The following is a 25,450-nucleotide window of genomic DNA, read 5'->3' on the forward strand; positions in this document are numbered from 1 at the left end:
CCGGATTATAGTATGGAACCATACCAGGTTGTCAAAAACAATTTATTGAATGGAGACTTTGATTTGTACGCTAAAATCGTTATTTTGACATTTCCCCCGAATGTGGCCCATAAAGCTGTGGTCTGCCAGCTGGTTAAAAAATTTGATCTGCTGTTCAATATTTTACGGGCGGAAATTTCCAGCCAGAAAAAAGGGGCCATGGTGCTGGAAATCACGGCGGCATCCCGACCCGACTTTAATAAAGGCATCGAGTACCTCAAACAGCAGGGAGTTCAGGTGTCCACACCGGAACATCAGATCTACAAAGATGAACAGATCTGTACCCATTGCGGGGCCTGCACGGCTGTTTGCCCCACCCAGGCGCTGTATATCCAGCGACCGTCCATGGAAGTGATTTTTGACAAGGACAAATGCTCTGTGTGTGAATTGTGTATTGTGACCTGCCCTTCCCGGGCCATGGGGCTGTTCACCAAAGAGCCCGAAGCCGCCATCTGATGCACGCACCCGCCATCGGTGTGGCTGTCAGCGGCGGGGTGGACTCCCTGGTCGCAGCGTTTCTGCTCAGGCAGCAGTACAAACAGGTATTTGGCCTGCATTTCACCACCGGGTACGAAACCCGGAAAACAGATATAAACCGGCTCAAAGATCAGCTGAAAATGGACATCATCACCCTGGATCTGTCCGAACCCTTTGAAAACCAGGTGGTTCAATATTTCTTATCCACCTACGCCCGGGGGAAAACCCCGAATCCCTGCATGGTCTGCAACCAGAAAATTAAATTCGGGATTCTGCTTAAACAGGCGCAAAAACAAGGGGCCGATTATCTGGCCACCGGACATTATGCCACCATTGTCAATGCCTTGACCCAACCGGACGATGCCATGCCTCATCCCCGGCTTGAAAAAGCCGTGGATGAAAAAAAAGATCAGTCCTATTTTCTGGCCCGGCTGTCCTGTGAACAGCTGTCTAAAATTCTATGCCCGCTGGCCGGGTTCTCCAAAGACCGGGTCAAAGCCCTGGCCGCCGAACATGGCCTGGTACCGGTCTCTGCCAAGGAAAGTCAGGACATCTGTTTTATTCATGACAAAAATCTGACCTCATTTTTCACCGGCAAAACCGGCCTGTTCCCGGAACCCGGGCCGATCATGGATATTCACGGCCGCCGGGTGGGAACCCATACCGGGGTTTATGCCTTTACTGTAGGCCAGCGCCGGGGAATCAACTGTCCGGCATCTGAACCCTATTATGTGAGGCGTATCGATCCTTTTAACCATACCCTTCACGTGTGCTTTAAAAAAGACCTGGCACGACAGCAGATGACTGTGGATCAGATGGTCTGGCATGATACCCGGTCTGAGGCCCTCTCATATAATGCTGCCCTGGAGATGGCGGTTAAAATCAGATACCGCCATAAGGAAGCCCCTGCCACGCTGGTTTGCCAAGGTACATCGGGTCAGGTATTGTTCAATCAGCCTCAGTATGCCGTGACCCCGGGTCAGGCAGCTGTTTTTTACCATGGACCCCGGGTGCTGGGATCGGCGATTATCCAATGAAAACATTTTATATTAAAACGCTGGGATGCAAGGTCAATCAATATGAGTCCGACGGCATTGCCGCCGGTCTTGAACAACACGGACTGGTCCGGTCAAACAAAGACAAATCCAATGATGTGTGCATCATCAACACCTGTGCCGTGACATCCAAGGCAGCCATGCAGTCCCGTCAGGCAGTCCGGAAACTGGCCCGGGACAATCCGGATGCAAAAATCATCGTGACCGGTTGCCATGCCCAGACAGACCCGGATATCATCCGGCAGATCGGTGATTCGTTTGAACTGGTCTGTCACCGGGATAAAACCCGCCTGGCAGACCACATTCTTGGGGCGGTTGATCCGTCGCCCATGAGTTTCAAACCGGTAGACCACTCTGCCGCCAACCGGTTTCACAGCTTTGAAACCCCGGTCTTCGGCAGCATGACCCGGGCTTATCTGAAAATTCAGGACGGATGCGATGCCTTTTGCACTTACTGCATTGTGCCCCATGCCCGGGGATCCTCGGTGAGCATGCCCCAACACCTGGTTTTGAACCATCTGAATGCACTGGGCCGTGCCGGTTTCAAGGAAGTGATTCTTACCGGAATCCATGCGGGCCGGTACGGCCGGGACCTGACCCCGCCCACCACTCTGCTGGATCTGGTGAAAACCATTGAGGAAAAACGCCCGGTTGACCGGATCCGGCTGTCTTCCATCGAACCCAATGAAATCGATGAAAGACTTGTGGATCTGGCCGGACCGGACAGCCTGCTGTGCGATCACTTTCATGTGCCGCTCCAGTCCGGAGACGATGATGTTCTCAAGAAAATGAAACGGCCCTATACGGCAAAATTATTCAAAGACATTATCTGCTATATCCATGAAAAGCACCCGTTTGCCGGAATCGGTGTGGATACGCTGATCGGATTTCCCACGGAAACCGATGATCAGTTTGAAAACACGTTTTCTTTGATCCAGCAACTGCCCGTGTCTTATCTGCATGTATTTCCGTTTTCCCCCCGGAAAGGCACACCGGCGTTTTCTTTCAAACCCCGGGTGCCGGACCCGGTGATTACCGAGCGGTGTCAGAGAATGCGGGAACTGGGAAAACAAAAACAGATGGCATTCATCAAAGCCAACCAGGGCCGGCCCCTGAAAGCTGTGGTACAGAATCAAACCAACGTTCGCACCGGCAGACTCACTGCCGTGACATCCAACTATTTGAATATCTATTTGAAAAAAGACAGCACCCTGAAAGGCAAACTCGTGGATGTTGTCTTTGATCGCTGGGATAGCAACCTGAACATATCTGGAGAAATCTATCATGGAAAAGGTATATAAACAGCTGGCCCGCCACCTGGACAACACCCCGGGCGGCTTTCCTCCCACTGCATCCGGTGTGGAACTGCGCATCCTCAAACAATTGTTTACACCCGAACAAGCCCAACTGACTCTGTGCCTGGTGATGATGCCCGAACCGGTGGAAGCCATTGCTTTGCGGGCCGGAAAACCCGCTGAAACGATCCTGTCCATGCTCAAAGAGATGGGAGAAAAAGGATTGATCCTGCACATCAGAAAACCGGACGGGGATACGTTCATGCTCTTGCAGTTTGTGGTGGGCATCTGGGAATACCAAGTGAACCGGCTGACGCAACAGCTGATCAAAGATTTCAACGAATATGTGCCCTATCTCATGAAAGCCCAGGAAGCGCACAAAACCCAGCAGCTCCGGGTGGTGCCAGTAGAAAAATCCATCAACACCCAGCTCAACATCATGGACCATGAACATCTGGAAAATCTGGTACGAAGCCAGTCCAAAATTCTGGTGGCACCCTGCATCTGCCGAAGGGAACACACCATGGTGGGCAAAGGGTGCGGCAAAATGGAAGAATCCTGCCTGGTTTTCGGAGGCGGGGCCTATATTTATGAAAGCCGGGGCATCGGCCGCACCATCACAGCGGATGAAGCCATGGACATCGTCCGCAAAGGGGCGGCCCAGGGACTGGTGGCCCAGCCCTCCAATTCAGTGAAACCCATGAACATCTGCCTGTGCTGCGACTGCTGCTGTCAGATTTTGAGCAACATCAAAAAAACACCGTCTCCGGCCCGGATCGTGAATTCCAATTTCCAGGCATCGGTGGACACAGACCAGTGCACCGGGTGTCAGGCCTGTGAAGAGATCTGCCCCATGGATGCCATTGCCGTGACCGACGGTCTGGCACAAGTGGATAAGGAACGGTGCATCGGGTGCGGGCTGTGCGTCACCGTGTGCGAATTTGATGCCATGTCTCTGGCGGACAAGCAAGAGATGGAGCGGTGGGAACCGCCCCGGACCCTGGTGGATACGTACATGAAAATCGCACAGGAAAAAGGGCTGTTCTAAAACCCTCTTTTCTTGCGTATCTGGTCATAGGCTTCCTGAATTTCAGAAAATTTGTCATTGGCAAATTTGATGAACTCTTCAGGAAGCCCTTTGGCCTCAATTTTGTCCGGATGGTATTCGGTCACCAGCTTGCGGTACTGTTTTTTGATCTCCTCGTTGGACGATGTTTCATCGCACTTGAGCACGGCATAATATTTGTCTGCCGGACGGATATACTTGGATTTCAGCCGGTTGAACGCCACATCCGACACATTGAAAATCCGGGCCGCCGAGTGCAGGGTCGCATCCTCGGCATCGGACAGACGGCCGTCTGCCGCACCCACACGGAACAATACATCCATCATCAACGAAATGATGTTGGGCTGGGTTCTGAATACCGAATAAAACTGCATGGCAAACGCTTCAAAGCTTTCAGACGACCGGACCGCCTGTCTGAAAATCTTCTTGGCACTTTCCTGGCCGGTGGCATCCAGCTGAAGATCCTGTTTCATGAACGCTTCCACCACCTGGATCTCTTTTTCAGAGACCTGGCCGTCCGCCTTGCACAGCTTGGCCAGCATGGAAAAGGCGGCCGTGAAAAATATCAGTTGGGCCTCTTCGTTGGAAGACAAAGAGCCTGTTCTTCCGGGAATGGATCTCAGATAGGCATCCTCTTTTTTATCCACAAACGCATGACCGAATGCAGCCCCGGCCACGGCACCGATGGGGCCTCCCAAGGCGAATCCGATGGTTCCGCCGATCATTTTTCCCAGCCAACTCATCCTCAGGCTCCTTGTTTCATTGTTCCGTTACGGGATTTTCCCCATGATTTTTTCTTTTTAACTTTTGCTTTGACCGGTGCACATCTGGTTTCAATGCATCCTTTTTCCATCAGGTCTTCCACTTCTTTAAAAAACGCCGGATCAGAACAGGTCATATATTCATCCGCCAGTTTTACCAGCACTTCGGGTTTGTCCGGAACACTTATTTTCAGACATGCCGGGCAATCCCCGGGATACCGCTGGATGATGGGCTTGAGCCGTTCCAGGGTGTCGGCATCAAACCGGTCCGCATCCACGGCAATCAATATCCCGTTGGTCCATTCCCGGGCCGCCTGATCAATGGGCACGATTTTCTCCGCCAAAAGTTTAATGGTGGATTCCTTTTTCTGGACTTCCGCCTCCAGAATCACCACCTGTTCCATGGACAGCAACGGATGGACCAGCGCATACACATTGGGAAAAACCACCACTTCCACGGCGGCGTTCCGGTCCTCGATGGCGCAGAACGCCATCAGATCCCCTTTTTTGGTTTTATGGGTCTTGAGCACCTTGATGATCCCGCCGATGCGGATCATTCTGCTATCGGCCTTCTCCTGAAGGGTCAAGGTGTTGACCGTGGCATACCGGGCAATCTCCGCCTGGTATTTGTCCAGCGGATGCCCGCTGATATAAAACCCAAGGGATTCTTTTTCCTTTTCCAGCAGAAAGTGGTCTTCCCATTCTTCCATGTCCGGCATCTCAGGGGTGCTGGCAGGAATCTCAGTCCCCAAACCGGAGTCGGCAAACAGATCCATCTGGGAATCCGCTTTTTCCTTCTGAACCCGGTTGCCATGGTCCAGAGCTTCTTCCAGCACCGCCATCATCTGACTTCTGGCAGATCCTGTGGAGTCGAACGCCCCGCATTTAATGAGCGCTTCCAGCACCTTTTTGTTCACCTTGGTCAAGGAAACCCGTTCACAGAAATCATACAGGCTTTCAAAGGGACCGTTTTGTTTGCGATCTTCCACAATCACGTCAATGGCGGTATTCCCCACGCCTTTGACCGCAGCCAGTCCGAACCGGATACAACCTTTGGACACAATGAACTGGGATTCGCTTTCATTGACATCCGGCGGCAGTACCTGAATATCATGGGTCCGGCATTCATCCATGAATTTGAGCACGGCATCGGTGTTGCCCCGTTCACTGGTCATCAGCGCCGCGATGAATTCCAGGGTATAATTGGCTTTCAGATATGCGGTCTGAAACGCAATCAAAGCATAGGCCGCACTGTGGGATTTGTTGAACCCATACCCGCCGAATTTTTCCATGAGATCAAAAAGCTCTGCCGCTTTTTTGGGATCATGGTTGTTTTTGGCAGCCCCTTCCAGAAACAGTTTCCGGTGGGCCTCCATCATGGCGGCAATCTTCTTGCCCATGGCTTTCCGAAGCCCGTCCGCATCCGCCATGGAATAATTGGCCAGAACCCCGGCGATCTTCATCACCTGTTCCTGGTACAGGATCACCCCATAGGTTTCTTTGAGAATCGGTGCCAATTCGTCAAACAGATACGCGACCTCTTCCCTGCCGTGTTTTCTTTCCACATAGGTGTTGGCCATGCCGCTGTCCAGAGGGCCCGGCCGGTACAGGGCCACCAGGGCCACGATATCGGAAAACGTGGCCGGTTTGAGGCGAAGAATCAGTTCTTTCATGCCGGAACTTTCCAGCTGAAACACCCCGGTGGTATCGGCCCGCTGAAGCAGGTCAAAGGTGTTTTCATCTGAAAAATCCAGATGGTCCATATCCGGCACCGGCTTGTCCTGCTTTTCGATCAGTTCCAGGCAGTTCTTGATGACAGTCAGGTTTCTCAACCCCAGGAAATCAAACTTCACCAGCCCCAGTTTTTCCACATAATTCATGTCAAACTGGGTAATGGTCTCCCCTTCCTTACCCCGGAACAGCGGCAGATATTCGTTCAGCGGCTTGTCCGCCACCACCACACCGGCGGCATGGGTGGATGCATGCCGGGGCAGCCCTTCCAGGAGCAGGGCTGTTTCCAGCATCTGGGTCTTGTCGTCTGAAACATCACATATCTCCCGGATGGCCGGCACTTCTTCCAAAGCCTTTGTCAGGTTCTTGGCCCCGTCCGGAATCAGCTTGGCGATCTCGTCCACTTCAGACAAAGGGATTCCCAGAGCCCGTCCCACATCCCGGATCACTGCCTTGGCTTTGAGTTTCCCAAATGTGATGATCTGGCAGACATATTCAGGCCCCCCATACCGGTCAATGGTATAGTGATACACCTTGTCCCTGCCCTCGATGCAGAAATCCACGTCAATATCCGGCATGGAGATCCGGGAAGGGTTCAGAAACCGCTCGAAAATCAGGCCGTGTTCAATGGGATCCAGGGCCGTGATATCCATGGCATATGCCACCATGGACCCGGCGGCAGACCCCCGGCCCGGACCCACGGGTACCCCTATTTTCCGGGCATGGGCAATGAAATCCGCCACAATGAGAAAATATCCGGGAAACCCCATGTCCAGAATGATCTTGATCTCATAGGCAATGCGGTCCCGGTATTCCTGTTCATTGACATTGGGGTTCTTTTTTTTGATGATGGCCAGTTTCTCTTCAAACCCGGCCATGGCTTTCTGCCTGAACAGTTCCGCCTCACTGTCTTCGTCCGACTGGGCATACCGGGGGAAATGATAGGTTTTATCATCAAATTCCACATTGCACCGGGCCGCCACATCCTTTGTGTTTTCAATGGCACCGGCATACTGGCCTAGGGTGGCGATCATCTCGTCGGATGATTTGAAATACAGCTGGTCTGAATCGAATTTGAACCGGTTCTGATTGGAGACCGTATCCCCGGTCTGGATGCACAAAAGGATGTCGTGGGCTTTTTTGTCCTCTTTGGCCAGATAATGGCAGTCATTGGTGGCCACCATGGGAATGGACAGGCGCTGGCTGATATCGGCAATGCCCTGGTTGACCTTTTGCTGGATGGGCATCCCGTTTTCCTGGACTTCCAGAAAAAAATTGCCCTCCCCCAGGGTTTCCAGATAAAACCGGGCCGCCGCATCCGCCCCTTCCATATCATTGGCCATGATGGCCTTGGGAATATCCCCTTTCAGGCAGGCGGACAACCCGATCAACCCCTTGGAATGGGCGGCCAGCAGTTCCCTGTCGATGCGGGGCTTGTAATAAAATCCCTTGAGCTGGGCAATGGACACCAGTTTGCACAGGTTGGCATACCCTTCCCGGTCCTGGGCCAGCAGCACCAGGTGGCTCAATCCCTTGTGATCCATCTGGGTTTTATGAATGATGGACCGGGGGGCCACATAGACTTCACACCCTAGAATAGGCTTAATCCCTGCTTTCCGGGCTTTTTCATAAAATGCAGCCACACCGAACATGGTGCCGTGATCAGTCATGGACACGGCATCCATGTTGTATTCTTTGCATTTTTTCAACAGGGGATCCAGTCGGATGGCCCCGTCCAGCAGCGAATATTCCGTATGCAAATGAAGGTGATAAAACATGCCGGCGGAATCAGTCATCAGTCTCAGCTGCTTTCCACGCGGTAATTGGGGGCTTCCTTGGTGATCACCACGTCATGGACATGGCTTTCCTTTAACCCGGCAGCCGTGATTTTCACAAACCGGGCTTTTTCATGCAGGTCCTCGATGGTGACAGCCCCCAGATATCCCATACCGGCTTTGACACCGCCTACCATCTGAAGAATATTCTCCCGGATGGTGCCTCGATAGGGAATCCGGCCCACAATGCCTTCGGGCACCAGTTCTTCGGTTTCTGACGTGTCTTTTTGATAATACCGGTCGGATGATCCTTTTTTCATGGCTTCCACCGATCCCATTCCCCGGTAGGCTTTATAGGAACGGCCCTGGTAGATGACGATTTCACCGGGGCTTTCATGGGTGCCGGCCAGAAGGCTGCCCAGCATCACGGAATGGGCCCCGGCGCCTAAAGCCTTGGCAATGTCTCCGGAAAATTTAATGCCCCCGTCAGCGATGATGGGCACTCCGGTCTTTCTGGAAATATCCTTGCAGTTCTGTATGGCGGTGAGCTGGGGAACCCCCACCCCTGCCACGATGCGGGTGGTGCAGATGGACCCCGGACCGATCCCGATTTTCACGGCATCCGCCCCGGCATCGATCAGGGCTTTGGTTCCTTTTTCCGTGGCCACATTGCCGGCCACCACCTGGGCATCGGGAAAATGGTGTTTGATCTTTTTCACGGCATCGATCACATTTTTGGAATGCCCGTGGGAGGTGTCAATGACCAGGGCATCCACCCCGGCACTGATCAGGGCCTCCACCCGGGTCATCATGTCCGACCCCACGCCCACGGCCGCTCCGGCCCTCAGACGTCCATATGAATCTTTGCAGGCATTGGGGTATTTTTTTATTTTTTCAATATCCTTGATGGTGATCAACCCTTTGAGTTTGCCCTGACTGTCCACCACCAGCAGTTTTTCAATGCGGTGTTTATGCAGCATGATTTTGGATTCTTCCAGGGTGCACTTTTCAGTCACTGTGACCAGGTTTTCACTGGTCATCACATCTTTGGCCGGTTTTTCCAGCTGGGTTTCAAACCGCAGGTCCCGGTTGGTGACAATGCCCACCAGTTTTTCACCCTCAACCACCGGAATGCCGGAAATCCGGTATTTGGCCATGATGTTGAGCACTTCTGAAATGGACACGTCCGGGTGAATGGTCACCGGATCCACAATCATCCCGCTTTCCGATTTTTTGACCCGATCCACCTCAATGACCTGGTCCTCGATGGACAGATTTCTGTGAATAAACCCCAAACCGCCGGCTCTAGCCATGCTGATGGCGGTCAAGGCTTCAGTCACGGTATCCATGGCTGCCGCGACAATGGGAATATTGAGTTCAAGTCCCCGGGTCAACCGGGTTTTGACCGATACTTCATCAGGAAGAATCGCGGAAAAATCAGGTACCAGCAGGACATCGTCAAAAGACAGTCCTTCATCCGGTAATATTTTGGACATAACTTGCCTCCAGAAAGGAAAAAATTTGTTTATTCATACCATCGGAGCAGCCTTGACAGGAAGGTGAAAAACAGCAGCCTGAAATTGAATCCCCCAACCGGTATTTATAAACACAATCTTTTAACAAATTTGGATCTTCAAGGCAAGATCTTATATCCCTTGACGTCGGTGCTGGCGGTGGGACACCAGCGGTGCCCCCTCCGGGGGGCGGCCTTGTACCTACTCATGCCGCAAAGCCACGATCGGATCCACCCGGGCCGCCCGGGCCGCCGGATACAATCCGAAAACAATGCCGATACCCAGACTCACACACAACGGCAGTAAAATGCCCATGGGTGTGATGACTGTGGGCATTTTCGCAAACCAGGTAATAAAAAAAGGAATGGCGACCCCCATTGCCAGTCCCAGTATGCCGCCCACAAAAGACAATACCATTGCCTCGATCAAAAACTGGATGATGATCTGTTTCCGTTTGGCACCGATGGCCCGGCGGATACCGATTTCCCGGGTCCGTTCCGTCACCGATGCCAGCATGATGTTCATGATGCCGATACCGCCCACCAGCAGGCTGATCCCGGCAATGGCTCCCAGCACAATATTGAAGGTCCGTTTGGTGGCTTCCGCCTGCTTGAGCAGGGCCAGGGGGACCTGGATCTGAAAATCCTTTTTTTTGTGAAACAAAGACAGCATGCGCTCAATGGCCCGGGCCGAAGGTTCCACCTGATCCAGGGATGCCACCTGAACAATGATCTGATTGAGTTCCACTTTTTCTCTCAGGCGCGATCCGGAAGACATTTTTATCACCACATCTCCGAAATAGGACATGGCCGTGGTAATGGGAATGTAGGCATCGATTTCCCGGTCCGGGATCTGCATGGCCCCGGACGCTCCGGTTTCATTTTTCACAATACCGATCACGGTAAAACTGTCCACCCCGATACGAATGGTCTGGCCGATGGTCTGCCGGGTGGCCAGCAGTTTTCTGGCACCGAATTCCGTGAGAATCACCACCGGCGATTTGGCGTCCAGATCTTTTTGCATCAGGGTCCGGCCGCCCAGCACAGGTCTGGGAATCACTTCAAACCACTGGTCACTGGTTCCCACCACCCGCAATTCCACGGCCCGATGTCCGATCCGGGCCTCTTTGCGCACCAATTTAACGGGCACGTTTTTTTTAACGGAAGAAAAGCTCTGGGCGATCCGTTCATGATCCATATAGGTCAACCCATAGATACTCATGAACGACGGGGTGGTGCCGGCCGCGTCTTCTTCCGCCGGTTTGACCGATGAAATCAGGATATTATGGCTGCCCAGTTTCCGGATCTGTTCCAGGGCCTCTTTGCTGGCCCCCTCCCCCACGGCCAGCATGGCCACCACGCTGCCCACCCCGAACACCACCCCCAGCATGGTGAGAAATGACCGCAGCTTGTGCAGCAAAAGCGTCTGGATGCCCGAGGACAATTCCCTGGAGAACTGGATCTGTTTCATGTCACCTTTTCAACCTTCAGGATACGCCCGTCTTTCATATAAAGCCGGTTTTGCGCATATTCAGCGATTTGGGATTCGTGGGTCACCATAATAATGGTTTTCCCCCCTTCATGGAGGGATCCCAGCAATGCCATGATCTGTTCACTGGTTCGGGTATCCAGATTGCCGGTGGGTTCATCCGCCAGAATCAGTTCCGGGTCCGCAGCCAGGGCCCGGGCAATGGCCACCCGCTGCATCTGCCCGCCCGACAGTTCAAACGGCCGGTGCGTCAGCCGTGTTTCAAGTCCCACCATCGATGCCAGATTTTGGGCGTGGTTTGCACTTTTTTCCTTGTCCCAGCCCAGATAGTACAGCGGCAGCTCAATATTGCGCTGCACCGTGAGCTGGGGAATCAGATTAAAACTCTGGAAAACAAACCCGATATGCCTCAACCGGATATCACTTAAGGCATCATCGGTGTGTGCACTGATATTTCTGCCCTGAAACAGGTACCGGCCCGATGTCAGACGGTCCAGGCATCCGATGACATTCATCAAGGTACTTTTACCGGACCCGCTGGATCCCATAACGGCCCAGAAACTTCCCTTTTCAAATGCCACATCCATACCGTCCAGGGCGGCCACCTGCTGACGGCCCATGGTATAGATCTTTTTTGCATTTTCAAGACAGATCAGTGACCTGGGGGCATCATTTGTTTTGTCCGGCGTCATGATCCTATTTTTCCTGCTCCGGGAGAGGATCCGGGTCTGTCAAAGGGGCGGCATCTTTACCCGCATCCTTGAGGGGCGGGGTGAGCAGCACAATATCACCGGTCTTCAGCCCATCTTTCACATGAATCAACCGGTTGTTGTCCAGACCGATCTCCACCTGCCGGGGAACAAATTCATTGCCGGCTTTCACATATACCGTGGGAACACCCTGGACCTGAAGAACCGCCTGAACCGGAACGGACAGCACATTGTCATGGGTCTCCACAATAATCCGGGCCTGGCAGCTCATGCCGGTTCTCATGTCACTGTCATTTCCATCCAGAAAAATCTGGGTGGTGAACACCTTCAAATCCGGATTCATCCAGATGCTCTGGGCATCAGGCAGCGGGGCGATATGCATGATTCTGCCTGAAAATTCCCGGCCGGGCAACGCATCCACAGTCACTTTTGCCGGCATGCCTTTCCGGACTTTTTTAAGATTGGATTCATGGATGGCGACTTCCGCATTGCTGGAACTGGCCGTGGGCAGATAGATCAGTTCCTGGCGTTCCCGGATATCCTGGCCTTCCTGGAGCGGTTCCGTATTTCTCCTAAACATGCCGCCCTGGGCGCTGGTGGCATAAATCACAAGCCCCTGGGCCGGAGAGATAATTTTTGTTTTTTCCAGCTGGGTCAAAATTTTTTCCAGTTTGTCCTTCTGTCGTTTAAACTCGGCTTCTCTGGCTTTGAGCTCAGCCTGGGCCTGCACCACATCGGCCCGGGCTTTGCGCCTTGTCCGCTCCAGGGCCATCTCGGCCTGACTGACATCACTTTTGCGCTGGGCCAGATCCCGTTGGTTGGTATAATTGACCAGCAGATCCAGATTGTTTTCTGCCAGGGTCAAATCCAGAGCCTTTTTTTTCTCAGCCAGTTCATCGGCTGCCAGCTCAGTCTGGGAAATAAATTTTTCTTTATACAGGGTTTTGGACCAATCCAGCCGTTCCCTGGCCCGGGCCAGTTCTTCCTGGGCCAGGGTGATTTCTGCGTTGGCTTTCTGCAATGCATTGGGATATTCGCCATCCGTGTATTTTTTCAAATCCTGGCGGGCAAAATCCAGGGTCAGTTTTGCCAGATCCAGGTCGCTTTGGGCCTGGTTCTCCACCACTGCCAGGGTTTCGGTGGCATTGACAAATGCGGCGTCCGCATTCTGCACCTTGATTTCCTGATCGATTCTTGCATCCATCAATGCACTGGCATCCAGTTCCACCAGCAGGTCCCCTTTTTTCACCTGGGTGCCCTCGGGAATCAGATAGAGAATGGACGTTTTTCCCTCCACCTCGTTTTTGATGATCAACTGCTCCCTGGCCTTGATGGTACCGGACTCCACCAGATCGATGGTCAACGGCCCGGATCTCACCTCATACACGGCATCCCTGGACAATGGTTCAGGAGAATCCGAAAACCGGTGCCACAAAACCAGAGAAAGGGTTCCGAACACCACAAGCACTACCCCCCAAATCTTCCATTTTTTGCCTGACATCAAAACGATCCTTTTGGTGAATATTCCTGCCATAATCCGGTATCCGTGACCATAAGCACTCCCATATCCCGTTGAATCTCCAGCTCCGCGATCCGGTAATTGACCCTTGCCGCCGTCAGATTGTTCTGGGCAGCCAGCAACGCATCCTGGGCTTCCAGCAGATCCCGGGTTTCAGCCCTGCCCGCCTCCATGAACAAAGAAATGCTTTTCACCCGCTTTTCCGCCAGAGCCACGGCCTGGGCCTGGATAAACAAGGTCTGTCTGGCTTCGAACAATTCCCTTAACCGGCTGCGTATCTCGGTTTTCAGTGTGTCTTCCAGTTTCTGAACCTCCCGCACCGCCTGTTCCAGCTGAATGAACCGGTTGCGGTAGGTCACCGCTTCAGCGGTTCGCTCAAAAGGCAGATCCATGGTCAAAAAAGCGGAAAAAACCCCTTTGTCCGTGCGAAGCCGGGCATTGTCAAGATCTGCGGTGGTGATGGTTCTGCGTTCCCCCACGGATACAGATCCCAGAAACGTCAGTTCAGCGCCCAGAGCATCGGCTGCCACCACCACGGCCCGTTGGGCATCAAACACTTTTCCCTGGGCCACCTGCAAATCCCGCCGCCGGGCCAGGCCCAGAGAAATGGCGGTTTGCTCGGACAGCTCCAAAGGACCGGGAAGCTCTGGGTCCCGATGTAAATCATCCATTTTCTCCATCTGCTTGAGAGGTGCCATATCCAGACGGATTTCAGCATCCGGCGGTAACCCCAGCAGCATTTTAAAGGAATCCATCTGTTTTTTGAACGCCTCCTGGGCTGAAAGCCATCGCTGCCTTGCCACCAGCTGGGTCTGGACGGACTGATCCACCTCGATCTCCTTGAGCCGGCCGGCATCGCCCAGGCGCCGGCTTCGAAGCGTCAGTGCCTGGCGGCGGATATAGTCATCCCGGGCATTGTCCACCGTGTCCATCTGCTGTAACAGGTTCAGATACTGACGGCCCACGGCCACGGCAAATGTTTGTTTGAATTGCTCAAATTCCAGAATGGCATACACCATATTCTGCTCTGCCTGCCGCAGGGGTTCTGTGACAATATGCCGGCCCGACCCCCGCAGCAACGGAATGGACAGACTGGCATCTCCGAGAACTCCCAGTGACGAATTGCCTCCGCTGAACAGCAAAGAGGCCAGATCCGCCGCCAGAGATGCCGTCAATACAGGTCCGCTTTCAAACCGGCGTTCACCGGTCATTTCCATACTGGAGCGGGTCCCTTTCCGGTCGGGATCCGTGGACAGATCCGCACTGAACAGCTGCTGCACCTGCCCGATGACCTTGTTTCGAAAAAAATCCTGCTCCAGATACAGGGCCAGACCTGCCTGGAACACGGCTTCTTTTCTGGTTTGAAACTCAAAACTGTTCTGGGCACCGATTTCCAGAGATTGAAACAAAGACAGGGTCAATGGGGATGCCTGTTTTTCCCGATGGGTATCCGGCGTCTGGATGGCTGCGGGAAACCCGGGTTCCGGCCAGTGCGGAATTTCCAGCAGATGACCCGTTCCCAGGGATGCCGGCCCGGCAACCGGCAAAGACAGCTGTTGAAGCAGTTGCCGCCGCAACGTGTCTCCGGGTTTTTCAATGCTGAATTTTGATTCTTTTTCAAGTATCTGGGAACGGGTTTGTGTCACCATTTCCCGGACCCCGGCATCCACATCCCGGCGGAACGCTTCCGGGGTCCGGCACCCCGCAGTCAGTCCAAGCAAAAAGATCAGAATTATGATTTTAAAAACAGAAGCAGTCATCACTCAAGTTTCGCCAGTATTTCAGGAATTGCCGGAGGAACCCGGGTGCTTGAACGGGTCAGATTCCGAATCATGGAAAAATGATTGCCCGGCACCCGGATCAAAGGCAGGTCATTGAGCCGGGTGGCGTTCACAGAGACCAGGCCGTCACCCAGCATATTTTCCACATCAGTTGGTTCCCGGGAAAAAAACATCATTCCGGCAATGATATCGATGGGCACATCCCCGGGAAGCGGCCGCTGATTCAACTGAGTCAGAAACCGGCTGCCGGGCAGAAGATCCACCCCGGCCGCACCCGTACCGTCCAGCAGGCAGTGCAGCCAGTGGGTGCCCGGCTTGAACAGGTGAAATATCTGATCCTTGATCTCGGTGATGATCCGGAACCTTGCCATTTGTGCGCCCTGATTCGGGGTTCCCACCAGAATGAGCCGCTTGACATCCGGCACTTTTCCAGCCGCCGCCGCACGTGAATAATTTATTTTTGGACAGGTGAGCATATCCCGGGCCACCAGCCCGCCCATGGAATGGGCCACAATAAAAACCGGGGATGAATTTGTTTGTGCCAGATCCTGCATGCTGTCAAAAAAGAACTTTGAAGACGCCCGGATGGCCTGGTCATTGGGATAGGACATGATGTACACCTGGAATTGTTTTTCCCAAAGGATCGGTGCCAGGTCATCCCACATAATGCCTGGATCATCCAGGCCATGGACCAGGACCACCCGGCCTTGAAAAGATCGATTTTCAGACTCACCTTCATCGCGAAAAGGATTGATCCCCTGTCTTTGGGCCAGATGGCGGGCCGGTTCCGGAAACCAGGCCTGGACCTTGAGATGAAACGCATGTCGAAGCTGCTGCTCGTTGGGCAGTATGATCCGGCGGCCCGACTGAAACACCACCGCCAGAAATACCAGCAGCAGGAAGGCGGTCCACCCTTTGTGCCGCCGGTAAAATGTATTGTCTGAACCCGTCATATCTGATAGCATGTCCTGAGTTTGTTTGCCTTAAAAATACACTAGGAAAGTCATGAACACCACCCATAAAAAAAAGAAAATAGGCATTGTCACCGGTGGCGGTGACTGCCCTGGTCTTAATGCGGTTATCCGGGCCATTGTCAAAGCCGCTGCCCTGCAGGGATGGGAAAGCATCGGTATCCACGGCGGCTATGACGGGCTCCTGACGCCCATGAAAACCCGGCCCCTGTCCATCAAGGATATGGACGGCCTGCTGGTCCGGGGCGGCACGATTTTAGGCACGGCCAGCAGCGGCCCTTTTTCCGCTAAAACCGGGCAGGGAAAAACCCGTCAAATCGATTCCAGCATTCTGGCCCAGGCAAAGACCAACTTTGACCGTCTGGGCTTGTCCGCCCTGGTAGCCATTGGTGGAGACGGCACCCTGACCGTGGCATTGCAGATGCATGAGCATGGATGGCCTGTGGTGGGCGTTCCCAAAACCATTGACAACGACTTGGATGCCACGCTCATGACATTCGGGTTTGACACCGCAGTCTCCTGTGCCGTGGATGCATTGGATCGGCTTCACAGCACGGCCCAGAGCCATGACCGGGTCATGGTTTTAGAAGTCATGGGCCGATATGCTGGCTGGATTGCGACCCAGGCCGGCCTGGCCGGCGGGGCTGACGTCATTCTCATTCCTGAATTTCCGTTTAATTATGATGCGGTGTGCCGAAAAATCAACGCCCGTGAGACCGAGGGAAAATTGTTCACCCTTGTCATTGTGGCGGAAGGCGCCAGCCCGGCCGATCAGGATTTAATTGCCGACTTTGCAAACCACACGGACCGGGAAATCCGTCTGGGGGGCATCGGGGAACAGGTGGCCGAAGAAATTCAGTCCAGAACCGGAAAAGAATCCCGATGCGTGGTGTTGGGCCATTTGCAGCGGGGTGGCACACCCACGCAGTTTGACCGTCAATTGTGCACCCGGTTTGGGGTCTATGCCGTTCAGATGATTGCCAGAAACCAGTTCGGCATGATGGCCGCGTTGACCGGGACCGGGATTGCACCGGTCCTTCTGGCCGACGCTGTGGACCGGATCCGCACCGTGCCCCGGGAAGGGGAACTGGTCATGACCGCCCGGGCCTTAGGTATCAGTTTCGGAGACGGTTAAGTGGCCTGTACGCTTAAGTCTTATGGAACGATCCAGACGGCAATATCTGATGCATGACTGATGATCTGCCTGGACACGGATCCCATGAAAAATGATTTATTGATACCCCGCCGGCCGATGACCAGGGTATTGAATTTGTTTTTTTCCGCATAGGTCACCACGTCTTGCCCGATACGTCGGGAACCTTGCAGCGTATGAACATCCACCTGATTCTGTGACAGTCCCATCTGTTTAAATTTATCCATGGCCTGGGGGTAGAACTGATCCACACAGGCCCGATCCTTTTTTTCAATAATCTGGACAAATTCGGGATCGTCCTCCAGGTTGATTTCACAATAATTATGGGCTGTGTTGGTGACATGGATCAGTGTGACGTGGACCTCTTTATTTTCCGATATCATGAATCCCACGTGATCCACCGCCCGCAAGGCATCTTCAGATCCGTCAATGGCCACCAGAATCTTTTCAGTCGAATTCTGCCCCGCATCTTTGTTCACCATCCATACGGGGATCACCTGAGATCGTTCCAGAATGGCTTCGGAAACGCTGGTATCAAAAAATTTGTGAATCCCTGATACGCCCCGTCGCCCCACCACAATGGCATCCATCATTTTTTTCTGGGCATATTCGATCACATCCTGTGCCAGTCCCAGTTCCCGGGGCCGGGTCAACAGACGGATACGATCTTTTGGAAAACCGGCATCCGTCATTTCAGATTTAAGCCGGTTCAGCAGTTCCATGGCTGCGGCTTCATTTTTTTTCAACACCCGGTTCATCTGGGCACGGACATGCATATCCCTGGCCGCTTCTTCTTTAAGATACAATGACACCGGGGCCTGCACATGATACAGCACACAATGTAAATCCTTGATAAAAGACGATACCCGGGCCGCATACCTGACTGCCTGCAGCGAAGTCCGGGATTGATCCACAGGAACGAGAACCTGTTTTTCCATACAGCCCTCCTTTTTTAGAAATGATCTATTACAATAACGTTACTCATATCCCGGGGTCAAGTCAAGAATGACACATGGTTTTTCATTTGCCGCTAAGGCCAGATGTGCTATATTGATAGATTGAATTCAATTTATACAGGAAACCCGCTCATGCTGCTGAAAATAAATCCGGACAATCCCCAGGAACGACTGGTTTCCCGGGTCGTGGATATCCTCAGAAAAGGCGGTATCATCGCCTATCCCACAGATACATTCTATGGGATAGGCTGTGATATCATGAACAAAAAAGCCATAGAACAGGTGTATGCCATCAAACAGCGCAACCCCAGCAAACCCTTCAGCTTTATCTGCCCGGACCTGAAAGATATCGCCACCTATGCCAAGGTATCCAATATCGCTTACCGGAATATGAAACGATTACTGCCGGGCCCGTACACCTTTGTGCTGCCGGGATCCAGGATGGTGCCCAAAATCATGCTCACCAACCGGAAAACCGCCGGTATCCGCGTACCGGACCACAAGATCGCTTTAGCACTGGCCTTAGAACTGGGCAACCCCATTATCTCCACTTCCGCCACAGATCCCGAAGGCACGGTGTTTCAGGACCCGTCTTTGCTTCATGATTATTTCGGCACCCGCCTGGATGTGGTCATTGACGGAGGACCGGTACCCGGAACCGCTTCATCCGTGATCTCCTTAATGGATGATGTACCGGAGATTATCCGTTATGGTGCCGGAGATATTGAGATCTTTGAATAAGGTCTGGGTCATTTTTCGCAGCACCGATATGGGATTGTCTTTCGGATACACCGGAACCGGCTCCTGATCCATTTCTGCCAGTTCTGCGGCCCAGACCACCGCATCGTCCAGATTTCCCAGGCGGTCAATCAGATTCAGGTCCAGGGCCGTCTGCCCGGTATAAATCCGCCCGTCTGCAATTTCACCCATTATTTGTTTTTCAATATTCCGGGCCCGGGCCGCATCCGATACAAACTGCTGGTGAAGCTCATTCACCAGCTCCTGAAGCAATTGCCGCTCGTTGTCTCCCAGTTCCCGAAACGGGGAGCCCAGGTCCTTGAATTCACCGCTTTTGATGACCCGAGGCGAAATCCCGATTTTTTGCACCAGTTCCGTCAGATTGACATGTTCCATGATCACGCCGATGCTGCCGGTAATGGTTCCCGGATTGGCCACAATGGCCTGAGCCCCGGCAGCGATATAATATCCGCCGGACGCTGCCACAGATCCCATGGAAGCGACCACGGTTTTCACCGGCCGGGTTTTCATCAGTTCCCTGAAAATCTCCTGGGAAGGTCCCACCCCTCCGCCGGGGCTGTCCACCCGGACAACAATGGCTTTGATGTCATCATCATCCCGGAATATCTTGATATTTTCAATCACCTGCCTGGAAGATAGAATCGGACCGGTCACTTCAACGATACCGATATTGCCTTTGGGTTCATGAAACGTACCGGCAGTGGAGAACACCATGCGGGAAACGGAAAAAACCACCAGCATTCCGCCCACGCACAGAACTGTGGCACAAGCGGTTAGAATCAGCAGGAAAAACAGGATGGGATGACGTCGTGAAAACATGAACAAAGCCTCCTTTTCAAATCATACACATATATAAAGGGCCGGGCAAAATGAATATTTGCCCGGCCCTGAACCGTTTATCAACACATGGATGTAGATTGAAAACCGCTGTGTTTACTTATCTTTCTTGTTTTCCTGGGTTTTGTTGGCTTCAATCTGCTCCTGGATGTTATTGCGCAGAATCTCTCCAAAAGAAGAGGTTGCCGGCCGCATGTTCTTGGCAAATTCCTCCAGATATCTGTCATCATCGTCATCTTCCAGGCGTTTGATGGAAAGCCCGATGCGGCGTTCATCTGAATTGATATTCATGACCTTGGCGGTGATGCTGTCTCCCACCTGGTAGTGGTCTTTGGGGCTTTTAACATTTTCTTTACTGATTTCAGACACATGCACAAGTCCTTCAATGCCTTCTTCCAGTTCCACAAACACGCCGAAATCCGTTAGATTGGTGATGACACCGGAAATCTCCTTGCCCACTTCATAGCGCTGGGCAACCGTTTCCCAGGGATCGGACTGGGTCTGTTTGATCCCTAAAGAAAACCGTTCATTGGCTTTGTCGATATCCAGAACCACCGCCTGAATCGTATCCCCTTTTTTATAGACTTCAGACGGATGCTTGATCCGTTTGGTCCATGAAATATCAGAAATATGCACCAGCCCGTCAATATCATCGTCAATACCGATGAACAGGCCGAATTCAGTGATATTTTTGATCTTTCCTTCAATGATGGTGCCCACGGGATATTTCTGGGAAATCACTTCCCAGGGATTTTCCTGGGTCTGCTTGATGCCCAGAGAAATCCGCCGGTTATCCGGTTTGAGATCCAGAACCACGGCCTCGATTTCCTCTCCCACAGTGACCATCTGGGATGGATGCCGGATTTTCCGGGTCCAGGACATTTCACTCACATGGATCAGTCCTTCAACCCCTTCTTCCAGCTCAATAAATGCACCATAATCGGTCAGGCTGACCACTTTTCCCATAATTTTTGAACCAATGGGATATTTGTCCACCGCCGTGGTCCAGGGATCGGGTGTCAGCTGTTTCATGCCCAAAGATACACGCTCTTTTTCAAAATCATAGGACAGAATCTTGACCGTGATTTTATCACCCACCGAATAAAGTTCAGACGGATGTTTCACACGGCCCCAGGAGATATCGGTGATGTGCAGCAATCCGTCCACACCGCCGAGATCCACAAAGATGCCGTATTCCGTGATGTTTTTGACGATCCCTTCCATCACCTTGTCGTTTTCAATGGCTTCCAGGGTAGCGGCCCGCAGTTTTTCCCGTTCCGCTTCCAGCAGTACCCGCCGGGACAGAACAATATTGTTGCGTCGCTTATTGTACTTAAGAATCTTGAATTCATAGGTTTTGTTAACCATTTCATCCATGTTGCGGATGGGACGCAGATCGGCCTGGGATCCGGGCAGAAACGCCTGAAGGCCGATATCCACGGAAAATCCGCCTTTGACCCGGTTGGTGATAACGCCTTCGATGGTGCCGTCTGCATCATAGATATCTTTAATGGCATCCCACACCTTGACTTTTTTGGCCTTGTCACGAGACAGAAGCACGGTTTCCTCTTCTTCGTCCCATACTTCGATCATGACCTCGAACTGATCACCCACCTTGACATTGACATTGCCTTGCTCATCAATGAATTCCTGAATAGAGATCCGGCCTTCTGATTTATATCCCACATCCACCAGAACCATATCACGGCCCACGGAGATGACAGTGCCGATGACAACCTGCCCTTCCTCAAATTTTTTGAGGCTGGATTCATAAATGCCCAGTAATTCTTCCATGGTTTCTTCACCGGTGATTTCCGTTTCCGGTGACAGGGCATTCACTTCTTCAATTGCATTGGATTCTTCTTCAGTATCCAATTCAGTGTCCCGGGCCTCGACGTCCACGTTTTGTGTCTCTAACTCTTCAGTATTCATTTCCTGGTTTTCGTTCTCTTCAGCAATGTTGTTCATTAATATTAATCCCCCTAATCGAATTTAGTTACTCGCATCCCTGGATGGTCAAAATGGGTCAAAGAATGCGAGTACAATTTACCTTTATAGCAATCAGTAAAAAAAAAATCAATAAAATAATCGATAGTTTTTCTTGATTCTACAGATGTTTGAGCATCTCTTCCACCACCTGCGAAGCCGTCAGCCGGGAAGAATCGATCAGAATCGCATCCGGCGCGGGTTTCAATGGTGCCTGGTCCCGCCGGGTATCCTGATCGTCCCGGGCGGCCATGTCGGCCTGAATTCGGGATAAATCCTTTGCCGGATCCAAAATTTCATCAAACCGGCGACGGGCCCGAACCGCCAGATCCGCTATCAGAAAAAATTTGACCGTGGCATCGGGAAACACCACCGTGCCCATGTCCCGGCCTTCAAATACCGCATCCTGCTGCCGGGCGATCCGGCGTTGAATGTCCAGAAGCGCGGACCGGACCGCCGGTCTGGCCGAGGTCGCGGAAGCCAGCATGGTGATTTCGGGTGTACGCAGAAACGGTGTGATATCGTTACCTGAAGACAGCACCCGCATTTCTTCGTTTTCCAGTACCACATTCAAATCCAGACCCGATACAAATGCATCCAGTGCTGCATCGTTTTCCCAGCAGATGTGCTGCCGGTGGATTTCAAATGCCACAGCCCGGTACAGGGCACCGGTATCCACCCGGACACAGTGCAGCTGCCGGGCCAGAAGTTTACTGACCGTTGTTTTGCCGGATCCGGCCGGGCCGTCAATGGTGATGATTCGAAAAGTCATGACAGCTCCGCTTTCAATGCTGCGATGCATGCCTGGTTTTCCTGAAAAGTGCCCGCGTTGATTCGTAAAAACGTGTCAAATCCGTAGGATTTCATGGACCGGACAATCACCCCGTGATGGAGCAGCCGGGTGAACAGTTTTGTGGCATCGGTTTTCACATCCACCATCAGAAAGTTGGCCTGGGTGGGCAGGGGATCCAATCCGAGTAAGGACAGTTCCCGGGTCAGAAAATCAATTCCCTGATGCACCGTGTCGATGCTTTTGCGCAAAAAATCCTGGTCTGCCAGAGCTGCTTCTCCTGCCACCTGGGCCAGTCCGTTGACATTGAACGGCTGGCGGATGCGGTTGAGAATCTGAGCCACTTTTTTGTCCATGATGCCGTAACCGATCCTGAATCCGGCCAGGCCATAGGCTTTGGAAAAAGTTCGCAGGGTCACGATCCGGGGGTCTGTCAGCGGGGTGTCCAGGGAATTATACACAGCCGGATCACGCACAAATTCCATATATGCTTCATCCACCACAATCAGCACATCTGGCGGCACCTGATCGGCAAATGCGGCAAACGCGTCTTTTGTAATGATAGTTCCCGTGGGATTAAAGGGATTGGTGACAAACACCAGTTTGGTTCTGGAAGACATTGTTTCAAGCATGCCTGACAACGGGGTGTCAAATCCGGACAACGGTACCATCACAGGAACGCCTTTGGCGGTTTTCACACTGATTTCATACATGAGAAACGAGGGCAGCGGCATGACCGCATGATCGCCCGGGTTTAAAAATGCATGGGCCAGCAGAGCGATCAGATCATCCGACCCGTTTCCCAGAACAATATTGTCCGGCCCTGCCTTGTGATATTGGGCCAGGTTCTGGCACAGATCATGGGCCACCGGCTCAGGATACCGGTTCATATGATGCAGGTTCTTCATGACCGCATCTGTGACCTGCGGCGAAAACCCCAATGGATTCTCATTGGATGCCAGTTTCACTGCCGACTGTATGTTGAACTCCCTTTCAAGCGCCTTTAACGGCTTGCCCGCCTCATAGGGTTTGATGGAGGCGATGGATTCACTGATTTTGAACAGCATGCACAAAATTTCCTTCCAAAAAAACACAGATAAAATAAAAAATTGTTGCGGTCAGGCTTTCACATAGTTAGGATTTGATATTTTGTCAACGATAACCCGATAATTATGAAAATTTTTGGAGAAACCTATGCCGCCTTGTGTCACCATCGGGCTTGAAAATTTGAAACACAGGTTTGCGTCAGAACTTAAAGACCGCCGGATCGGCCTGCTTGCCAACCCCGCCTCAGTGGATTTTCAATTTTGCCATGCCGTCCAGGTGATCCAGGATCTGTTTCCCGGCCGACTGACCACGCTTTTTTCCCCCCAGCATGGATTTTATGCGGAAAAACAGGACAATATGATTGAATCCCCCCATGGAAAAGATCCGGAACTGGGCATTCCCATCTACAGCCTGTACAGCCACACCCGGATTCCCACGACACAGATGTTTGATAATCTGGATACACTGATCGTGGATATTCAGGATGTGGGGACCCGTGTTTACACCTTTATCTATACCATATCCTATTGTATGGAATTGGCGGCTCACACCGGTAAATCAGTGATCATTCTGGATCGGCCCAATCCCATCGGCGGGACAAGGGTGGAAGGCAATGTTTTGAAACCGGAATGTGCGTCGTTTGTGGGCCGGTTTCCCATTCCCATGCGCCACGGCATGACGGTCGGAGAAATCTGCCGATATTTCAATCAGGCATTTCAGATCGGATGCGATCTGACCGTGGTACCCATGTCCGGGTGGAAGCGCAGCATGTACTGGCATGACACCGGGCGGACATGGATTCTGCCCTCGCCCAATCTGCCCACACCCCTGTCGTGCATGGTTTACCCCGGTCAGGTGATTTTTGAAGGAACCAACATCAGCGAGGGCCGCGGCACCACTTTACCCTTTGAGTGCTTCGGGGCCCCGTTCATGGACACGGCGGCCATGGCCCCGATATTGAACCGGGATGTTGCAGGCGCCAGTTTCAGACCCATGTGTTTCCAGCCGACTTCGGGCAAATGGCAGGGTCAGGTTTGCAAAGGATTTCATATCCATGTCACGGCCCCAGACGATTTTGAACCCTATACCGCATCCCTGCTGGCTTTACAGCTGATCATCAAATGTCATCCGGATGATTTTGAATTCAAGCCGCCTCCGTATGAGTATGAATATGAGCGCCTTCCCATGGACCTGATTTTAGGAGATGCGGCCATTCGCACCGATCTGTGCGCCATGACGGCCATCCGGGAAATCAAAGCCCGGTGGCAGCTGGAACTGGAGACATTCATCGCCGAATCACAGGCCAGCTATCTGTATGACTAACCAATGCCTTTCAATTTGAAAGCGCTTCACGCAAACAAAAAAAGGGCCGGTGTAACACTGGCCCTTTTCGTATGCTAATACTTTGAATCAGTTCTCTTAAACCGGTTTCTTAATTTTTTTTCAGATCGTTCAATTCTTTTTCCAGTTCAGCGATTCTTGATTTGTCATCTGCAGGAGCGTCTTTACCTTCTTTGTTCTTCCAGGAATCCTTGAGTTCATCAAACCCCAGATACAGTGCAAGCCCGCCGCCCAGCAACAGTACAGGCGGAATACATCCGGCCAGAAGGTTCAAAAAATGACCAAACCATACTGCCAGTCCGACCACACCGAGAAGCACAGCAATTGCACCGCCGATCAACGTTTTCATAAATAGTTCCTCCTTATTTTTTTCACCACCCAAAAATGGTAACACAACAA

General features: G+C 52.4%; 21 protein-coding genes. 7 read left to right on the forward strand and 14 right to left on the reverse strand.

Annotated features, from left to right (window positions below; all coding sequences use genetic code 11):
- Nucleotides 1-12: 12 nt before the first annotated feature.
- The 4 genes from K365_RS0113305 to K365_RS0113320 are packed head-to-tail and all read left to right on the forward strand — an operon-like array spanning nucleotide 13 to nucleotide 3,914.
- On the forward strand, nucleotides 13-495 hold the full coding sequence (locus K365_RS0113305) for an NIL domain-containing protein (protein WP_006964839.1): 483 nt from the start codon (nucleotides 13-15) through the stop codon (nucleotides 493-495).
- On the forward strand, nucleotides 495-1,553 hold the full coding sequence (gene mnmA / locus K365_RS0113310; RefSeq protein WP_024334961.1) for a tRNA 2-thiouridine(34) synthase MnmA: 1,059 nt from the start codon (nucleotides 495-497) through the stop codon (nucleotides 1,551-1,553). Before K365_RS0113305 ends, mnmA begins: the two co-directional genes overlap by 1 nt.
- Nucleotides 1,550-2,872 carry a tRNA (N(6)-L-threonylcarbamoyladenosine(37)-C(2))-methylthiotransferase MtaB gene (gene mtaB / locus K365_RS0113315; RefSeq protein WP_024334962.1) on the forward strand — a complete coding sequence of 441 codons (1,323 nt, stop codon included), beginning with the start codon at nucleotides 1,550-1,552 and terminating at the stop codon, nucleotides 2,870-2,872. Before mnmA ends, mtaB begins: the two co-directional genes overlap by 4 nt.
- Nucleotides 2,856-3,914, forward strand: a complete 1,059-nt coding sequence (locus tag K365_RS0113320) for a DUF362 domain-containing protein (RefSeq protein ID WP_024334963.1) — start codon at nucleotides 2,856-2,858, stop codon at nucleotides 3,912-3,914. Before mtaB ends, K365_RS0113320 begins: the two co-directional genes overlap by 17 nt.
- Here the strand turns inward: K365_RS0113320 and djlA are convergent.
- The 8 genes from djlA to K365_RS26650 all read right to left on the reverse strand — a co-directional run bounded on the left by djlA (nucleotide 3,911) and on the right by K365_RS26650 (nucleotide 16,164).
- Complete coding sequence (gene djlA, locus K365_RS0113325) at nucleotides 3,911-4,675, reverse strand: co-chaperone DjlA (RefSeq protein WP_024334964.1); 765 nt, start codon at nucleotides 4,673-4,675, stop codon at nucleotides 3,911-3,913. The genes K365_RS0113320 and djlA overlap by 4 nt on opposite strands.
- Nucleotides 4,676-4,677: 2 nt before the next feature.
- Nucleotides 4,678-8,220, reverse strand: coding sequence for a DNA polymerase III subunit alpha (gene dnaE / locus K365_RS0113330; protein WP_024334965.1), 3,543 nt, complete (start codon nucleotides 8,218-8,220; stop codon nucleotides 4,678-4,680).
- 5 nt (nucleotides 8,221-8,225) lie between these two features.
- On the reverse strand, nucleotides 8,226-9,695 hold the full coding sequence (gene guaB / locus K365_RS0113335) for an IMP dehydrogenase (RefSeq protein ID WP_024334966.1): 1,470 nt from the start codon (nucleotides 9,693-9,695) through the stop codon (nucleotides 8,226-8,228).
- Nucleotides 9,696-9,914: 219 nt separating this feature from the next.
- Nucleotides 9,915-11,183: an ABC transporter permease gene (locus K365_RS0113340; RefSeq protein ID WP_024334967.1), complete on the reverse strand. Its 1,269-nt coding sequence runs from the start codon at nucleotides 11,181-11,183 to the stop codon at nucleotides 9,915-9,917.
- The gene (locus tag K365_RS0113345) at nucleotides 11,180-11,893 is read right to left on the reverse strand and encodes an ABC transporter ATP-binding protein (RefSeq protein ID WP_024334968.1); all 714 of its coding nucleotides are present in this window, start codon (nucleotides 11,891-11,893) and stop codon (nucleotides 11,180-11,182) included. The genes K365_RS0113340 and K365_RS0113345 overlap by 4 nt, the downstream gene beginning before the upstream one ends.
- Nucleotides 11,894-11,897: 4 nt before the next feature.
- The gene (locus K365_RS0113350) at nucleotides 11,898-13,412 is read right to left on the reverse strand and encodes an MFP transporter (RefSeq protein WP_024334969.1); all 1,515 of its coding nucleotides are present in this window, start codon (nucleotides 13,410-13,412) and stop codon (nucleotides 11,898-11,900) included.
- Nucleotides 13,412-15,190 (reverse strand): TolC family protein, encoded by a 1,779-nt coding sequence (locus tag K365_RS0113355; RefSeq protein WP_024334970.1) that lies wholly within the window; start codon nucleotides 15,188-15,190, stop codon nucleotides 13,412-13,414. Before K365_RS0113355 ends, K365_RS0113350 begins: the two co-directional genes overlap by 1 nt.
- Nucleotides 15,190-16,164, reverse strand: a complete 975-nt coding sequence (locus K365_RS26650; RefSeq protein WP_024334971.1) for an alpha/beta fold hydrolase — start codon at nucleotides 16,162-16,164, stop codon at nucleotides 15,190-15,192. The genes K365_RS0113355 and K365_RS26650 overlap by 1 nt, the downstream gene beginning before the upstream one ends.
- A 52-nt stretch (nucleotides 16,165-16,216) precedes the next feature.
- Here K365_RS26650 and K365_RS0113365 point away from each other — a divergent pair, with 52 nt between their 5' ends.
- Nucleotides 16,217-17,317: a 6-phosphofructokinase gene (locus tag K365_RS0113365; protein WP_024334972.1), complete on the forward strand. Its 1,101-nt coding sequence runs from the start codon at nucleotides 16,217-16,219 to the stop codon at nucleotides 17,315-17,317.
- 20 nt (nucleotides 17,318-17,337) lie between these two features.
- On the opposite strand, the gene K365_RS0113370 is transcribed toward K365_RS0113365, so the two are convergent.
- On the reverse strand, nucleotides 17,338-18,273 hold the full coding sequence (locus K365_RS0113370; RefSeq protein ID WP_006964825.1) for a universal stress protein: 936 nt from the start codon (nucleotides 18,271-18,273) through the stop codon (nucleotides 17,338-17,340).
- 150 nt (nucleotides 18,274-18,423) lie between these two features.
- Between K365_RS0113370 and K365_RS0113375 the strand changes: the two genes are divergently transcribed.
- The gene (locus K365_RS0113375) at nucleotides 18,424-19,032 is read left to right on the forward strand and encodes an L-threonylcarbamoyladenylate synthase (RefSeq protein ID WP_006964824.1); all 609 of its coding nucleotides are present in this window, start codon (nucleotides 18,424-18,426) and stop codon (nucleotides 19,030-19,032) included.
- On the opposite strand, the gene sppA is transcribed toward K365_RS0113375, so the two are convergent.
- From sppA to hisC, 4 genes are all read right to left on the reverse strand, one after another.
- Nucleotides 18,970-19,869, reverse strand: coding sequence for a signal peptide peptidase SppA (sppA, locus tag K365_RS0113380; protein ID WP_024334973.1), 900 nt, complete (start codon nucleotides 19,867-19,869; stop codon nucleotides 18,970-18,972). The two genes, K365_RS0113375 and sppA, sit on opposite strands and share 63 nt — an antisense overlap.
- 114 nt (nucleotides 19,870-19,983) lie before the next feature.
- Nucleotides 19,984-21,855, reverse strand: coding sequence for a 30S ribosomal protein S1 (locus tag K365_RS0113385; protein WP_024334974.1), 1,872 nt, complete (start codon nucleotides 21,853-21,855; stop codon nucleotides 19,984-19,986).
- Between the two features lie 139 nt (nucleotides 21,856-21,994).
- Nucleotides 21,995-22,645, reverse strand: a complete 651-nt coding sequence (gene cmk / locus K365_RS0113390; RefSeq protein WP_024334975.1) for a (d)CMP kinase — start codon at nucleotides 22,643-22,645, stop codon at nucleotides 21,995-21,997.
- Nucleotides 22,642-23,730: a histidinol-phosphate transaminase gene (hisC, locus tag K365_RS0113395; RefSeq protein ID WP_024334976.1), complete on the reverse strand. Its 1,089-nt coding sequence runs from the start codon at nucleotides 23,728-23,730 to the stop codon at nucleotides 22,642-22,644. The genes cmk and hisC overlap by 4 nt, the downstream gene beginning before the upstream one ends.
- Nucleotides 23,731-23,857: 127 nt before the next feature.
- On the opposite strand from hisC, the gene K365_RS0113400 reads away from it, so the two are divergent.
- Nucleotides 23,858-25,033: an exo-beta-N-acetylmuramidase NamZ family protein gene (locus K365_RS0113400; RefSeq protein ID WP_024334977.1), complete on the forward strand. Its 1,176-nt coding sequence runs from the start codon at nucleotides 23,858-23,860 to the stop codon at nucleotides 25,031-25,033.
- A 109-nt stretch (nucleotides 25,034-25,142) separates the two neighbouring features.
- On the opposite strand, the gene K365_RS0113405 is transcribed toward K365_RS0113400, so the two are convergent.
- Nucleotides 25,143-25,400 carry a hypothetical protein gene (locus K365_RS0113405; protein WP_006964818.1) on the reverse strand — a complete coding sequence of 86 codons (258 nt, stop codon included), beginning with the start codon at nucleotides 25,398-25,400 and terminating at the stop codon, nucleotides 25,143-25,145.
- Nucleotides 25,401-25,450: the final 50 nt, after the last annotated feature.

The organism is Desulfotignum balticum DSM 7044 (assembly GCF_000421285.1).
GTDB classification, from domain to species: domain Bacteria; phylum Desulfobacterota; class Desulfobacteria; order Desulfobacterales; family Desulfobacteraceae; genus Desulfotignum; species Desulfotignum balticum.

What these genes read in the sequence shown, in the direction of transcription:
- K365_RS0113350 (WP_024334969.1), bottom strand. Translation starts at nt 13,412, where the DNA reads ATGTCAGGCAAAAAATGGAAGATTTGGGGGGTAGTGCTTGTGGTGTTC.
- hisC (WP_024334976.1), bottom strand. Translation starts at nt 23,730, where the DNA reads ATGCTGTTCAAAATCAGTGAATCCATCGCCTCCATCAAACCCTATGAG.
- dnaE (WP_024334965.1), bottom strand. Translation starts at nt 8,220, where the DNA reads ATGACTGATTCCGCCGGCATGTTTTATCACCTTCATTTGCATACGGAA.
- mtaB (WP_024334962.1), top strand. Translation starts at nt 1,550, where the DNA reads ATGAAAACATTTTATATTAAAACGCTGGGATGCAAGGTCAATCAATAT.
- K365_RS0113305 (WP_006964839.1), top strand. Translation starts at nt 13, where the DNA reads ATGGAACCATACCAGGTTGTCAAAAACAATTTATTGAATGGAGACTTT.
- guaB (WP_024334966.1), bottom strand. Translation starts at nt 9,695, where the DNA reads ATGTCCAAAATATTACCGGATGAAGGACTGTCTTTTGACGATGTCCTG.
- sppA (WP_024334973.1), bottom strand. Translation starts at nt 19,869, where the DNA reads ATGTTTTCACGACGTCATCCCATCCTGTTTTTCCTGCTGATTCTAACC.
- cmk (WP_024334975.1), bottom strand. Translation starts at nt 22,645, where the DNA reads ATGACTTTTCGAATCATCACCATTGACGGCCCGGCCGGATCCGGCAAA.
- K365_RS0113400 (WP_024334977.1), top strand. Translation starts at nt 23,858, where the DNA reads ATGCCGCCTTGTGTCACCATCGGGCTTGAAAATTTGAAACACAGGTTT.
- K365_RS0113365 (WP_024334972.1), top strand. Translation starts at nt 16,217, where the DNA reads ATGAACACCACCCATAAAAAAAAGAAAATAGGCATTGTCACCGGTGGC.
- K365_RS0113385 (WP_024334974.1), bottom strand. Translation starts at nt 21,855, where the DNA reads ATGAACAACATTGCTGAAGAGAACGAAAACCAGGAAATGAATACTGAA.
- K365_RS0113340 (WP_024334967.1), bottom strand. Translation starts at nt 11,183, where the DNA reads ATGAAACAGATCCAGTTCTCCAGGGAATTGTCCTCGGGCATCCAGACG.
- K365_RS26650 (WP_024334971.1), bottom strand. Translation starts at nt 16,164, where the DNA reads ATGACGGGTTCAGACAATACATTTTACCGGCGGCACAAAGGGTGGACC.
- K365_RS0113345 (WP_024334968.1), bottom strand. Translation starts at nt 11,893, where the DNA reads ATGACGCCGGACAAAACAAATGATGCCCCCAGGTCACTGATCTGTCTT.
- mnmA (WP_024334961.1), top strand. Translation starts at nt 495, where the DNA reads ATGCACGCACCCGCCATCGGTGTGGCTGTCAGCGGCGGGGTGGACTCC.
- K365_RS0113375 (WP_006964824.1), top strand. Translation starts at nt 18,424, where the DNA reads ATGCTGCTGAAAATAAATCCGGACAATCCCCAGGAACGACTGGTTTCC.
- K365_RS0113320 (WP_024334963.1), top strand. Translation starts at nt 2,856, where the DNA reads ATGGAAAAGGTATATAAACAGCTGGCCCGCCACCTGGACAACACCCCG.
- K365_RS0113370 (WP_006964825.1), bottom strand. Translation starts at nt 18,273, where the DNA reads ATGGAAAAACAGGTTCTCGTTCCTGTGGATCAATCCCGGACTTCGCTG.
- djlA (WP_024334964.1), bottom strand. Translation starts at nt 4,675, where the DNA reads ATGAGTTGGCTGGGAAAAATGATCGGCGGAACCATCGGATTCGCCTTG.
- K365_RS0113355 (WP_024334970.1), bottom strand. Translation starts at nt 15,190, where the DNA reads ATGACTGCTTCTGTTTTTAAAATCATAATTCTGATCTTTTTGCTTGGA.
- K365_RS0113405 (WP_006964818.1), bottom strand. Translation starts at nt 25,400, where the DNA reads ATGAAAACGTTGATCGGCGGTGCAATTGCTGTGCTTCTCGGTGTGGTC.